The organism is Flavisolibacter nicotianae, from assembly GCF_003628535.1.
Lineage (GTDB): Bacteria > Bacteroidota > Bacteroidia > Chitinophagales > Chitinophagaceae > Flavisolibacter > Flavisolibacter nicotianae.
Genome location: NZ_RBCI01000020.1, coordinates 16,631 through 30,108, shown reverse-complemented (window position 1 = coordinate 30,108; position 13,478 = coordinate 16,631). Strand labels below are relative to the sequence as shown.

The 13,478-nt window shown below is 51.1% G+C and carries 10 protein-coding genes; all 10 read right to left on the bottom strand.

The window, feature by feature from the left end; translation table 11 throughout:
* Positions 1-427: glucuronate isomerase (locus tag D6024_RS25465; protein WP_162945027.1), on the bottom strand; the 427-nt coding region annotated here is incomplete at its 3' end.
* Positions 428-517: 90 nt separating this feature from the next.
* On the bottom strand, positions 518-2,023 hold the full coding sequence (locus tag D6024_RS25460) for a tagaturonate reductase (RefSeq protein ID WP_121357646.1): 1,506 nt from the start codon (positions 2,021-2,023) through the stop codon (positions 518-520).
* 7 nt (positions 2,024-2,030) lie between these two features.
* Positions 2,031-3,056, bottom strand: a complete 1,026-nt coding sequence (locus D6024_RS25455) for a pectinesterase family protein (protein ID WP_121357645.1) — start codon at positions 3,054-3,056, stop codon at positions 2,031-2,033.
* A complete protein-coding gene (pelA, locus tag D6024_RS25450) occupies positions 3,053-4,087 on the bottom strand; it encodes a pectate lyase (protein ID WP_162945026.1) in 1,035 nt (344 codons plus the stop codon). The genes D6024_RS25455 and pelA overlap by 4 nt, the downstream gene beginning before the upstream one ends.
* Positions 4,084-5,991, bottom strand: a complete 1,908-nt coding sequence (locus D6024_RS25445; protein ID WP_121357650.1) for a glycoside hydrolase family 88/105 protein — start codon at positions 5,989-5,991, stop codon at positions 4,084-4,086. The genes pelA and D6024_RS25445 overlap by 4 nt, the downstream gene beginning before the upstream one ends.
* Positions 5,992-6,309: 318 nt before the next feature.
* Positions 6,310-7,956, bottom strand: coding sequence for a glycoside hydrolase family 28 protein (locus tag D6024_RS25440; protein ID WP_121357644.1), 1,647 nt, complete (start codon positions 7,954-7,956; stop codon positions 6,310-6,312).
* 194 nt (positions 7,957-8,150) lie between these two features.
* Complete coding sequence (locus D6024_RS25435) at positions 8,151-9,776, bottom strand: glycoside hydrolase family 43 protein (RefSeq protein WP_121357643.1); 1,626 nt, start codon at positions 9,774-9,776, stop codon at positions 8,151-8,153.
* A 9-nt stretch (positions 9,777-9,785) separates the two neighbouring features.
* Positions 9,786-10,706 carry an alpha/beta hydrolase gene (locus D6024_RS25430; protein WP_121357642.1) on the bottom strand — a complete coding sequence of 307 codons (921 nt, stop codon included), beginning with the start codon at positions 10,704-10,706 and terminating at the stop codon, positions 9,786-9,788.
* Positions 10,707-10,740: 34 nt separating this feature from the next.
* Positions 10,741-11,778 (bottom strand): pectinesterase family protein, encoded by a 1,038-nt coding sequence (locus D6024_RS25425; protein ID WP_121357649.1) that lies wholly within the window; start codon positions 11,776-11,778, stop codon positions 10,741-10,743.
* A gap of 7 nt (positions 11,779-11,785) precedes the next feature.
* The gene (locus D6024_RS25420) at positions 11,786-13,468 is read right to left on the bottom strand and encodes an alpha/beta hydrolase fold domain-containing protein (RefSeq protein WP_121357641.1); all 1,683 of its coding nucleotides are present in this window, start codon (positions 13,466-13,468) and stop codon (positions 11,786-11,788) included.
* Positions 13,469-13,478: the final 10 nt, after the last annotated feature.

Below are 13,478 nucleotides of genomic sequence, written 5' to 3'. Positions count from 1 at the left end.
TGCGCACTGAATAATCCGGCGTTTGCAGCTTTGCCGTACAGGCCTCGTAAACTCTTTCTGCCGAATCGCCATTCAGAATTTCATGTACGTCAAAATACCGCTGCAGTTCCAGGTGTGTCCAATGATAAAGGGGGTTGCGCAGCGTGTAGGGTACCGTTTCCGCCCATTTCCTGAACTTCTCAAAATCGGAAGCGTCGCCGGTGCAATAGCGTTCGTCCACACCGTTGGTACGCATGGCCCGCCACTTGTAGTGGTCGCCATACAGCCAGATCTGGGTCAGGTTGTCAAACTGTTTATCCTCGGCGATTTGGTCGGGCGGCAGGTGACAATGATAGTCGATAATGGGCATTTGCTTCGCATACTCATGATAGAGCTGCTGCGCCGTTTTGGTATTCAGTAAAAAATTTTCGTCCAAAAAGTTTTTCATTACAATTTTAGGTGGCTTTAATACCTTTTTTCTTCTTTCTATTTTTTTGTTGCTACGGTTTTTAGTCGGAAGCAACGCTGATTTTCCTGATCATGCATTTGCATGAAGCCGTATAGCTTCCCTTACTTCGCCTGCCAGCAGGAGATTTAATTTTTCCAGCACCGCCTTGCCAAATCCGGGCAGCAAGCCCAGGTCCGTTCCCCAATACTGGTCGTCCTGTAACACTTCCTGCACAAGGGCAGCCGTTGTAAGGCGAGTCCAGCGCCTGTAAAACACAGCGGCTTCTTCATCCTGCAGCAAATAAGGCAAGCCATTGAACTCGCCGAAAAACTGGTTTTCCTTTTTTGTCACAGGCCGCGTAAAGCAGAGGTAAGCGGCAAAGCCAAGCGCCATTGCCTCGGGAACAGCGTGGTGACGTTCGTAATAGGTCTGGATCAGTGGGATACAGCGTTTCCGAAACTTGGAACTGTATTGCAGGGCAATGCTGAGCCACTGATGATTCAAATAAGAATTCCGAAAGCGACTGACAACATCTCTTGCATAATCATTTGCCACCTGCTGCGCAACCGGGTAAGGAATAGCCATTGCGATTTCTTCCAGCATCAGTTCCGTAATGTAAGGCGATAACGTTTCATCATCCATACACTGCTTTACTGTTTCAAAACCCGACAGGAAAGCCAGCCCGCAGGCGAATGTGTGCGTGCCGTTCAGCAAGCGCAGTTTCAGTTCGCGATACAGCTCAATCGAGGGCTCGATGACCACGCCTTTGTCCACCTTCGAAAAAGATAAAATGGTCTTCACGTCGTCGTTGCCTTCAATGGCCCAAAAGCCGTGTGGCTCCGAAACGATCAGCAGTTGATCAGTGTATCCGAACGACGCTTCCAGGCGTTCGAGGGTCTCGGTCTCCGGCTTACCGGATACGATCCGGTCGACCAGTGAATTGCAAAAACGGTTGCAGCGCTCCAGCCATTCAATGAATGAATCTTCCAGTCCGTTCAGGTGCGCCAGTTCAAAAACGATGGCCTGCAGTTTATCGCCGTTATCCGGTATCATTTCCGTCGGTACGATCACCATTCCGCTTTGCTCACTCCCGGCAAAGGCCCTGAAACGTTCATACAAAAAAGCCAGCAGCTTACCCGGAAAAGATTTCGGCGGATACTGGCGAATGTCATCGTTCACCAGTTCAATACCGACTTCCGTTGTATTGGAAACAATGATGGCCAGATGCGGATTGTGTGCACATTCGAGAACTTCCTTCCAGTCTTCTCCGGCATGCAACACACGGCTGATCGACGCATTGATGCTGTTCTCTTCGATCAGCCGGCCATTCTCTATTCCGCGAATGCAATGCGTGTACAAGCCATCCTGTCTTTCGAATGCTGACGAGTCGCCCTGCGCTGTTGATTTCACCACCACGACGCGGCCGTTGAAAATACCTTGCCGGTTGGCCTTGTCGATGAAATAGTCGGGCAGGCCACGCAGCATCACACCGGTGCCAAACTGCAACACCTTTTCCGGCAGCTCAAACAATTCCTCGTCCGGAACTGAAACCGCGGCATTTAAAATATGTTTTGCTGTGTAGCGGGATAAAATCATTTCGCGTTTATAAATTTTTCTCCGGGTTCCATTTGTTTAGAAACACCCATTGTGCATTGATCTGTTTTGCCGACGGTGAGCCGCTGGCGGTTGCCAGGTTGTCTTTGAACCAGGCGTAATCTTCTCCCTGCCGGTGACAATTCTGGTAGTATACTCTCCTGCCCCATTGCAATTTATTGTTGGATGCGGCAACCCAGTAAATGTCCTCGTCGGCCATATTTTTTGAAAACCGGCAACCGACCAGAAAAAACTGCGCATCCTTGTGAAAGCGTCCCAGCCGGAAGCCTGTATAGCCGTCGAACGTGCAGTTCTTTAACACGGTTTTGTAATCAGGATTGGTTGAGCCATCGTGCCAGATGGCCGCCGTACCAGTGTTGGCATAAAAAGAACAGTTCTCTGCATAAGCCCAACCACGCGGACAGTAAAAGTCAACGCCGCCTTCCATGATGCAGTCCCTGAAATAAAACATTCCGCCGTTCAAATTCCACGGACTGACAGTGTCACCCGCATAGGCAATGAAGCGGCAGTTGATGGCACGCAACCGGGTACTGTTCATGCCTCGCAAGGCCATTTGATGGCTGCCGTTGGTCACCACTTTCTTGCCGGTGGAGTCGCTTTTACAGGCAACCGTTCTGGGCTCTTTTTGCGTAAAGCCATAGTCGTTGGCGACCGTCAGGTTTTCCAGCGTGATATCATTACCGTTCAAATTAAGGGTTGCTACGCCCCAGTCGTCGGCATGGTCACAACGCCATTCATCACGGGCAATCGACTGTATGATCTTAGTATTTTCACGGCTTTCGCCCCGTAAAATGATGTTGTGCTTTGTGATAAAAATCTTTTCGCGGTAGTTGCCTTGCCTGATGTAAATGATCCGCGGCGTTGCCGACGAATCCGGCAGGCTGTTAATGGCCGCCTGGATGGAGGTAAAATCTGCCTTACCATTTTGCGCAACGATGAGCGTTTTGCCTTGCGCAAAAGAACAAATGCCAAGCAACAGGCAATAAACGATGCATATGATTCGCGGTTGCGTCATTCCAGGTTATGTTTCTTTTTCCAGGATGGATATTTTTTCTCCAACAGCTCTTTTGGCCAGGTGCCGTACCAGGCATAGCCCGTGCGGCGTTCGTATTCGATGTCAGCCACCTTATCTTTTTTTATGCCGTCCCGGCCACAGAAAAACGGCTTGTTAGTGGCAATGTCGTAAAACCTGGCCCAAACGGTGGATGATGAATCAGGCGACAGCACCCGATCGTAGCCTTTTGGCAGCGATGCGTCTTTCACATCCACATAACGGTACCCGTCGATGCGGGAGGCCTGTAGCCATGCAACCGCACTGTTGATCGCATTCTTAATGGACGGAGATGGGTTTTGCACTTTCAACAAAAACTCCACAATCCCGACCGTTTCCATGCCACTGAGAGAGATCAATTCAAAGGCTCTTGCTTTGGCCGGCTGCAGCGTGTTTTTGTTGTATTGTGCACACCACGCTGTCAGTCTGCCATTCACCTTCACCTGCGTATTCAGAATGCAATCGATCGCTTTCTCAACTGCCTTTTCACTCGATTGTATCAGGGATGCGTTGACCACGTCCAGTCCGTTGGTTTTGTGCGCCACGTCCCAAAGCACATTCAGTGCATTGATCATGGCGTTGTCGTTATAGGTGATCTCGTTTCGGTACAAGCTGGTGTCGGGAAAAAACTGCGGAAAGCCGCCATTGGCATACTGCATAGTCAACAGGTAGCGAATCCCTTTCTCCGCCGCATCGAGGTAAGCTTTATTTCCCGTTTGCTTATAGGCCTTTGCGAGGTAACGGATCTCTTTGGTTGTTGCATTGTTGTCGATGGTCGCATCGTTGCGGTACAGGTCATCGGCGACGCCGGCTTTTTCGGCACTTGTCAATACTTTGGTATAATCGATCTTTACCTCGTTGATGTGCTTTGGCCAGCCGCCCACGCTGCGCTGGTACAGCAGCATGTTGTTGGCAACACTGTCCTGTCCCTGTGCAGCAAACACAAGTCCCATACTGATCATTAACGACCAGCCATATGATCGGTTTGTTTTCATTTCTTTTTTGTCTTGCCCAACAGCCACTTCGCCAGGTCCTGTGCGGCTTTGTAGTTATCGAAATCAGCCGGCAGTTTTCGTCCGTCTGTGTATTCATTGTAAAGCCAGGGGTCGCCGATCACAAATACGGTACCTTTCCCATAGCTGGCAACAGCCATGATATTCTTGCCCTCCTTTGTGACGATCGCTTTTGCCGGCGGTGTAACAGACAGGGTTGCGATTTCCTTGACATAGATTTTCTTCGCCGTTGAAAAAATGGGATTGCCACCAGAAACATCCACAGCGCCCTGCTCAAAATTTCGGCCTTCTACCGTATTGAAAAGGTCTTCATTCAGCCTGATCCCGAATTTGGATGAAAGCACATTCATGCTCTTGATGTTGTTGTGCCCGGAGTCGTTGCCAAACAACACCAGCACACCACCGGCTTTTACCCAGCTGCTGATTGCCGCCGCATCTTTTTCCGTAGCAACCTTAGGCGAAGCCGATTCCTTTTGATCATCGGCATCCACGACCAGGTAGATATCAGCGCCTTTTAGGTTTTGTGCTGTTGGTGAGGCTGCCAGCGTTTTTGTTTTGGCACCATACCCTTCAAACACATCGCAGAGCGTTGAAAAGCCGTCGTTGTCTTTTTCATTCCAGACATAGTGCCAGGAAACCATGTTGCCACCCGGCCCTTTGCGCAGTTCGCTGTTGAAATAGTTGTCCAGCAACACCACCCTTCCTTTGCCTTCGTTCAGCGATTGCAGAAGTTCCATTTCGTCGGCCGCCAGGATAAAGGCACCCATGCCCTTTGGATCGTTGACGATTACCGGCTCGCTCATGTAGTAAGCAAAACTTCCGTCGCGGTAAGGACTGCCACCCAATCCGGATACACTAACGGTTCCGTGCAGGTTGGTTTGCCCGTTTTCTTCTTTGATGAATTGCTTCAGGAGGCCGTCGTATCCCTTTTTGGCAGCGGCCAGGTACGACGTCGGAAGATACCCCTTGCGGACTCCCTTGGTCAATGTATAAACAAGCATGGACGAAGCCGATGCTTCCAGATAATTCTTTGATTCGGCTGGCAGGTTTGGCACATCGTACCAAAGTCCGGTGCGGCTATCCTGCACCGCCGTTACCGCTTTGGCAAAACGCTGGAGAATTTGAATGATGGAATCTTTTCCGGTATTTCTTTGCGGAAAATAATCGAGTGCATCGACCATGGCCATGCCGTACCAGCCAAGAGCACGTCCCCAGACATTGGGAGAAAGCCCCGTTTTCTGATCAGCCCATTTTTGCTGGCGGCTTTGGTCCCAGCCGTGAAAGAGCAAACCGGTTTTGGGGTCCCGTGCATGCTTCTCGATCAGCGCAAATTGCCGGGCAATGTCACTGAAGGCCGTGTCCTCACCAAAGACGCTGGCGTATTCGGCATAAAATGGTTGCGCCATGTACAACCCGTCCAACCAAACCTGGTTTGGATAGGTTTTCTTGTGCCAGAAGCTCCCCTCTGAGGTACGGGGATGATTGTACAACTGCTCCCGTAACTGTCCAACAGCCTTGCGGTATTTTTCTTTCCCCGTTACGCGGTAAAGCAGCAGGAGGATCTTGCCGTTGTTGACATTGTCGATATTGAAGTCAGCCGCTTTGTAGCCTTTGATGGTACCGTCTTCCTGCACAAAGTGATCCATGCTTTTTTGGATGTAGCTGAACCATTTTCCGTCTCCCGTGGCCCGCCAGATGCCTTCGATTCCCTTGAGCACCACGCCCTGGTCGTAACTCCATCGTGCAGGACTGCCCGCTTTCATCGAAAACGAATCCGGCCACCGCTTCATGGCGGTTTCGGCCAGGGCCTGCGCATACGATGTTTTCTGGGCCTGTGCAAAGGCGCAGATCGTTAGCATAATGAGTATTGTTCCTGCTTTCTTCATTGTGTATTTTATGTTACCAGCTTTCGTACGTCGATCAACATGCGTTGCATCGCATCCCGCACGTGCGGGATACATTTGTGAATTCTTTTCGGCCTTGTTCATACTTTCTTCCCGCCATACATTTTCTCTTTGATCGCCTGAAAACACGTGGCTCCTCCGGAGCCGGTTTTCTTCTCTAACTTTTCTCTATAAACAGGGCACTGCTTCGCAGTGAAAAACCCGGATCCTTATTTATCTTACCAGGTTCAATTTTATTCCAAACTCCAAACTCCAAACTCCAAACTCCAAACTCCAAACTCCAAACTCCAAACTCCAAGCTCACTTCCTCACTTTAACGGCGCTTTCTCTGGCGCCATAACTCAATTCCACTCCTTTCTTTGCCTTTCCCGTATCTGTTCCGGCGATGGTAATGCCCGTGCTTTTTTCGCCGGTTACATTCAGCAACACGTCGGCAGAGTCATAAGTCACTTTGTTGAAGGTGATGTTCTGGCTGTTGTGAATGTTCAAAACGGGGTTGACGTCTTTGGTAATCAGCTGCATATCGTTCATCACGATGTTGGAACCTTCCGTCATATCCAGTCCCTTGTTTGCCTGTATGGTCACATTGTCCAGGAAAATATTTTTAATGTTCATTTCCGGCAGGCCTCTGACAAAAATGGCTTTTTCCGCCCCGTTGCAGACCACGTTTTTGATATAAAAATTTTTGAATTGCGGTGTACCATCAGTAACCGGCAGCGTTTCCACTTTTGGCGGCTCCCGCTTTTCACCGGCCAGCGGAACGGGATCCTGCGCTGCATAATACATGTCGAACAAAATGGCCTCCCCGGCAATGTCTTTCATGTAGATATTGCTGACATAAATGTTCTCCACCACGCCACCGCGGCCACGGGTGGTCTTGAACCGCAGCCCGATATCGGTACCGATAAACGTGTTGTTGTCGACATAAAGATTGCGTGCCCCGCCGCTCATTTCCGAACCAATCACAAACCCGCCGTGAGCATGGTAAACGGTGTTGTTGCGGGCAACGAGGTTTTCGGTTGGCATCCCTCTTTTGCGGCCCGCTTCATCCCGGCCCGACTTGATACAGATTCCATCGTCGCCCACGTCGAAGGTGCTGCCTTCGATCAGGACATTTTTACAACTTTCCACGTCTATGCCGTCGCCGTTTTGTGCATACCAGGGATTTTTTGCATAGACATCGCGAACGGTCAAGTTTTCGCACATCAGCGGATGAAGGCACCAGGCCGGCGAATTCTGAAAGGTCACGCCTTCCAGCAATACATTTTTGCAGGCTGTAAACACGAGCAGGTTGGGACGCAAAAAGTCCTTGACCGACTGGTAGAATTCAGGGGATTTATCCGGCGTGATCTCGCCGGGATTTTTCATCGACGCACCTTTTTTCGACTGCTCCGACGGGTACCAGGTCTTTTTATCATCGCTCAACAGGCCACCGGAAGTCACCAGTTTTTTCCACTGTGTTTCCGTCAGCTTGTCACGCTTCACCATGCGCCAGGCATCACCGTTGCCGTCCACGATTCCGTCGCCGGTAACGGCAACATTGGTGGCGTTTTCAGCCGACAGCGGCGACTGGTTGCGCATTTGCGCCAGTCCCTCCCAGTTTCCTTTTACCAGCGGGTACTGGTTGAAATCTTTCGTGAACTGCAGCAGGGCGTTTTTCTTTAGATGAAGATTTACATTGCTTTTCAGCACCACTGGTCCTGTCAGCCAGAAGCCTGCAGGAATCACCACTACCCCGCCGCCTTTTTGGCTGCAGGTGTTGATGGCGGCATTGATGCTTGCCGTATTCAGCGTCAGGCCGTCGGACTTTGCGCCGAATTTGGTAATGTAGAAAGAGTCTTTTTTGAAAACAGGTTGCTTTACCGTAAACGGCAGCTTCGTTTGCGCCTGCAGCAAAAGACCCGAAGCCAGTGAAAGAGAAAAAAGGAAAATGGATCGTCTTTTCATATTGCAACCTTTGGTGAAGCCCTAGCGTTTACATGCCTGCTGACAGCCGCTAACTTTCCATACAAGTCTAAACAGATATTCAGGGATAACAAGGAGAATGAAAGCCTTTTTTTACGCAATCGTTACCGAAAACGTTGCCAAAATCAACAAGTTAGAAATGCAAAGACGTTTTAACAAAGCAGGGTGCCTGAAAACTACCGAACTGGCTCTACACGGAACCAGTCCACATCGGCGTAGCCGGAGTCATTTGTGGTCGTTTCACGTGTACAAAACAGCCCGATTTTTGCGCCGATCCAACGGCCAACTTCGGCCGTGAATTCATCACCTGCACCGGTGAATTTTATGCCGTCAACACTGTAGCTGAAACGACACACGGCGCCCTTGCCGACCGCGACCCGGAAATACACGGCCGGGGTGCTCAGTTTCGCCAGCACGGTTTCTTTCTCTTCTTTCCCTTTTCCGGCGTCCTTGCAGACCAGATGAACCAGGTAAATGCCGTCTTTCCTAGTTTTCAGGGCAAGACCACCATAACTCAATCCCATTACCACCAAACCGGCTCTTTCGTTTTCCAGCTTTTGATTGGGGGTGAATGCCAGCTTTGTCGTGACCATAAATTCTTCCGCGGGAAACTTTTGCAAGAGGATGTTGGGTGCATCCCACAAGTTTTTTGCACTGTCGGGAAGTTGCGCAGAGAACAACCGCAAGGCACCTTTTGACGGGTTGGGAAAGATCCAGGTTGCTTTGGGATTGGCCATCCATTGCCACTGCAGGCCAAGAGCAGCCCCGTTAAATTCATCTGACTCGGCCGGCGTCTGAACAGGGTATGTTTTGCCGACGTTTGGCTTTTTGTAACGGGTAACCGGCTCGCCTTTTCTATCGCCGACTTTGTCAACGCCGATCACCGGCCAGTCGGCCACCCACTTCATCGGCTGCAGGTGCACGACACGTCCATAAGCTTCCTTGTCCTGGAAATGCAGGAACCAGTCCTCGCCGGATTGCGTTGTGACCCATGCGCCCTGGTGCGGGCCGTTGGTAGGCGACGAGCCCTGGTCCAGGACCACTTTCCGTTCGTACGGACCATAGACATTTTTCGACCGCAGCACCAGTTGCCAGCCCGTGGGCACGCCGCCGGCCGGCGCAAAAATGTAATAGTAACCATTGCGCTTGTAAAATTTGGGACCCTCAATCGTTGGATCCAGTTCGTGACCGTCGTAGACCAACACGCCTTCGTCGATGGCGGCCGTACCCTGCCGGTTCAGTTTTTTCACCGCAACAACGCTTTTAATACCGGCACGGCTACCCGCAAACGCATGCACCAGGTATACCTGGCCGTCGTCGTCCCACAGCGGACAGGGATCGATCAGTCCTTTGCCCCCGGCAACCAAAACAGGATCGCTCCAGGGACCTTCGGCCTTCTTTGCTTTCGTGAGATAAATACCGAAATCTGGATCGGGGTAATAGAGGTAAAATTCGCCGTTGTGGTAGCGCAGCGACGGCGCCCATACACCCTCGCCGTGACGGGGCACAGAAAAATGCGCAAACGGCGGCTGCCGCTGCAAAGCATGACCAATGATTGTCCAGTTTACCAGGTCTTTCGAATGCAGGATAGGAAGTCCGGGAATATCTTCAAACGAAGAGGACGTCAAATAAAAATCCTCTCCGACCCTGATGGCATCGGGGTCGGAATAATCTGCGTGCAGAACCGGATTTTTATAGGTTCCATCGCCGTTATCGGCCACCCAAACTTTCGACACCGTCGGGGATTGCGCAGAAACGTTCAAAACCAGGCCGGATAAAAAAACATAAAACAAGAAACGCATGCAACAGGTTTATTTGTTCAGTGACGAGGTCAATCCTTTTTCTTTTAGCCACAGGTCCAGCAGCGGCAGCCATAGATCGGTTGAGCCGGGGTTATCGACAAGGCCGATCCCATGCCCCCCTTGCGGAAAAACATGGATGCTTGCCTGCACGTTGTGTTCGATAAGAGCATTGTAGAAAAACAGGCTGTTTCGCACATTCACCGTGCTGTCGTTTTGTGCATGCACGATAAATGTGGGCGGCGTTCTGGCGGTCACCTGCAATTCAGTGGAATAATTTTCCACCATGCGCTTTGTCGTATCGGGTCCTAAAAAAAGCCGGCGGCTACCGGGATGTGCATACTTTCCCATAGTAATGACCGGCGAGAGCAGGAGAAGAAAATCAGGCCTTGCAGAAACATTGTCCAATGAATCGCGGATGGCTGAAACATCGTCTGTGTGCGTACCCAGCAGGGAGGCTACATGCCCGCCGGCACTGATACCCATGACGCCGATTTTGTCTTTTGCGAGTCCCCATTTTCCGGCATTGGCCCGCAGGAATTTGACGGCCCGTTGTGCGTCGGTCAGTGGGCCCAGTTCGCGAACTTTCAAATCTTGTTGATGCGGCAGCCGGTACAAAAGCACAAACGCATTGATGCCGTGTGCATTGAACCACCGGGCAAAATTGAAGCCGTTGTAGATATACGACAGCCGCTCGTAGCCACCACCCGGGCAGATCAAAACCGTTGTGCCTTTGTTCTCTGCTTTCGGTACAGGAAACGCATAGATACCCGGCGTGCCCACCCGCCAAATCCGTTCGTTGAACAGGCTATCCTTGACGACGCTGCCATTCCAGTTGGCCTTTTTACCCGCAGGCCAGAGTGGAATGAATTCCTGCGCCTCCAGGCGAATGGCGGTAAGCAACAGGCAACCAATTATGAAAGACTTGTTCATTTTCCCGGATCCGTTTGTTTGTGACGTACTTGTACTACCTGCCTGTTGCCGGCTGACCGGCCTTCGAAGGCCAGTCAAATGTTTTTGTGCGGGGCAACTGAAACCAACTGTCGTCCGCCAACATCGCGGAGGGCAGGGAGAATATATTTTCAACTGTAAAGTTCTTTGCTTCTTTTTCGCTTAATTGTTTTGCCCAGGGCACACGGCTTGTGGTGCCGGCGCCGTCGCCGGTGTTTTTGTATTCGGCGTACACCACGGATTTTTCGTTTTCCGGGTTGCCCCAGTTGTTCCAGCCTTCCGGCGCAATGGCATTCGGCAACTGGCAGCGCAGGAAGGCCGTGCGGGATTGAGAGCGCCAGGGCCTTCCGAGATAAAGCTTCGTGACACTGCTGTCAGCCACAATTTTACAATCCAGGAAAACAAAGCCAAAATTTTTGCCCGGCGTTGTGTTGGCCGCCGTAATGAAAGAGTTGGATTTTGCCCTGATGGTACAGTCCTGGAATACGGCTGTGGACGGGCCAAAAATAAAATCGGTAGTTCCTTCAATAAAGCAGTTGAGAAATAACTGCCGGGCATTCTCGCCGGCGGCAAAGATCGTGTCCTGGTTTCCCAGGAAGCGGCAATTTTTAAACACGGCTTTGTCTGCATCTACGTACAACGCGACCGCCTGTCCCACCGGACCGGCCGAATTGGCGAACGTGATATTCTCCGCTACAAATCGGTTCCCGGAAATTTTGGCTGTAAACGAGGTGAAGGTCGTGGTCTTTCCCCTTCCGGAATAGTCGTTGAAGGTGATGATCGTTTTGTCGACACTCTCGCCAACAAATGTCACATCGGTATTGTTGGCCGGCAGCTCTATCTTTTCGTTGTACACGCCATTTTTGATGTACAGCGTGATGGGTTGCAAAGGATACACCCGCATGGCATCGATCGCATCCTGGATGGTCTTGTACTCACCGGTGCCGTCTTTTGCCACGGTGAAAACGTACTTGTATCGTTGCGGGCTGGATGTTTGCGCCTGGACATTTAAAAACAGGAAAACGACGGTCAGAAAAGAAAAGATATAGTTCATGTTCTTGTTACTTGTTTTGTGAAAAAACGTGTTGCAGAAATTCATCCGTGTACCTGACCGTTGGTTCAAACCAGGGAGCAAATTGCGGGAAGGAATGCGGCGCATCGGCAAAGGTCTTTACATCGGTATAGATATTCCAGGCCCGCAGCGCTTTGCGGTAATCATTACGACCGGCATGCATACGCTCCACGCCGCTGTTGATGAACAAGGTTGGCGGCGTCAGCGAACTGACATGCGTCAGCGGCGACGCCTCGGCCCATAACAACGGGTTCTCCTTTTTGCTGTATCCAAACCAATAAGTCGCGGCCGATATTTTTTTCGTGTCATCGCCTTCGCCCGATTCGGGATGCACGAACGACAGCGTTCCATCGAGGTCCACCACAGCATTGACCGTTGTCGAAGCGGTGAGGCCACAGGTTGTTTTTTCGTAAGCGGGCATATTCGCCGTCGTACCCAAAAAGGCCGCCAGTTCGCCTCCCGCAGAAAAACCCAGCACAGCAACTTTGGTGGTATCAATGCCATATTCCTTTGCGTGAACCCGGACCCAGCGCAAGGCGTTTTTCAAATCGGATATGGCCGCAGGAAAAAGCGATTCGGTTGAGAGCCGGTACGCCGGTGTAAAGCAAACATAGCCCCGCTCCGCCAGGCGTTGTGCCAGGGCATGATGCTGGGACCTGTTGCCCGACCGCCAGCCACCGCCATGAATGATAAGGATGGCTGCCCGGCCCGTTTTTGCCTTTGCTGCCGGATAAAAGACATCCAATTGCAATGAACGCTGATCGATCTCGCAGTAGGCAATATTTTTCTTTGCTTTGACCGTTTTTGTTTTTGCCTTTTCCACCAACGAAATTGCCGGATTGGTTTTCACCGAGCTGCGGTAGGCGCTGAAATTGGTGTACGAGGTATCGGGAACCTGCGTAAGACCGACCGTCGAAGGTGCTGCGGTTGTTTGCCCAACGACCCGCTCCGCCAGTTCGAGGCCGTTCTCCCGGATGCCCTGCAACACCAGCTCGGCCATGCGGCGGGCCCCGTATTCATTGAAGTGCGTATTGTCCTTTTGTCCTTCGGGATAGGAAGGATTTTCACCCGGCGCCAGTTGCATGAACAATTGCTTTGTCCCTTGCTCACCAAGGAAGTTATAAAGGTCGCGGCTTTTCCGGTCAAGATCGATCAGGGGGACGTGGTATTGCCTGGCCATGTCGTAACAAGCAGCGGTGTACTCAGTGTGCGTTTCCTGCGCTATACCATTGACAAAACGCATACGGCTTACCGGTGTTACCAACACAGGAATTGCTTTTTTCGATCTCGTTTCTGTAATAAATTTTACCAGGTTGGACTTGTAATCGGGCACCGGCGTGTAGCGGTCCCTGTATTTTTCTTCTTTCGCTTCGTCGTTGTGGCCAAATTGGATGAAGGTATAGTCTCCCTCAGCCAAGCTATCTACGATCGGCTGCCAGCGGTTTTCACCGAGAAATGTTCGGGTGCTCCGCCCGCCTTTCGCACGGTTGTCAACAACGATGCTACTGTCAAAGAAGTACCTGAACGGCATGCCCCAGCCGGTGATCGGTGCCCGTTTGGCTTCGTAATCACATAGGGTAGAATCGCCAATGAGATAAACTTTGATCTTCTTTTTTGGTGGAGGGCAAAAGGCCATCAACACAAGAGCCAGGAATATGAGTGTGCTTTTCATCCGTGGAAAT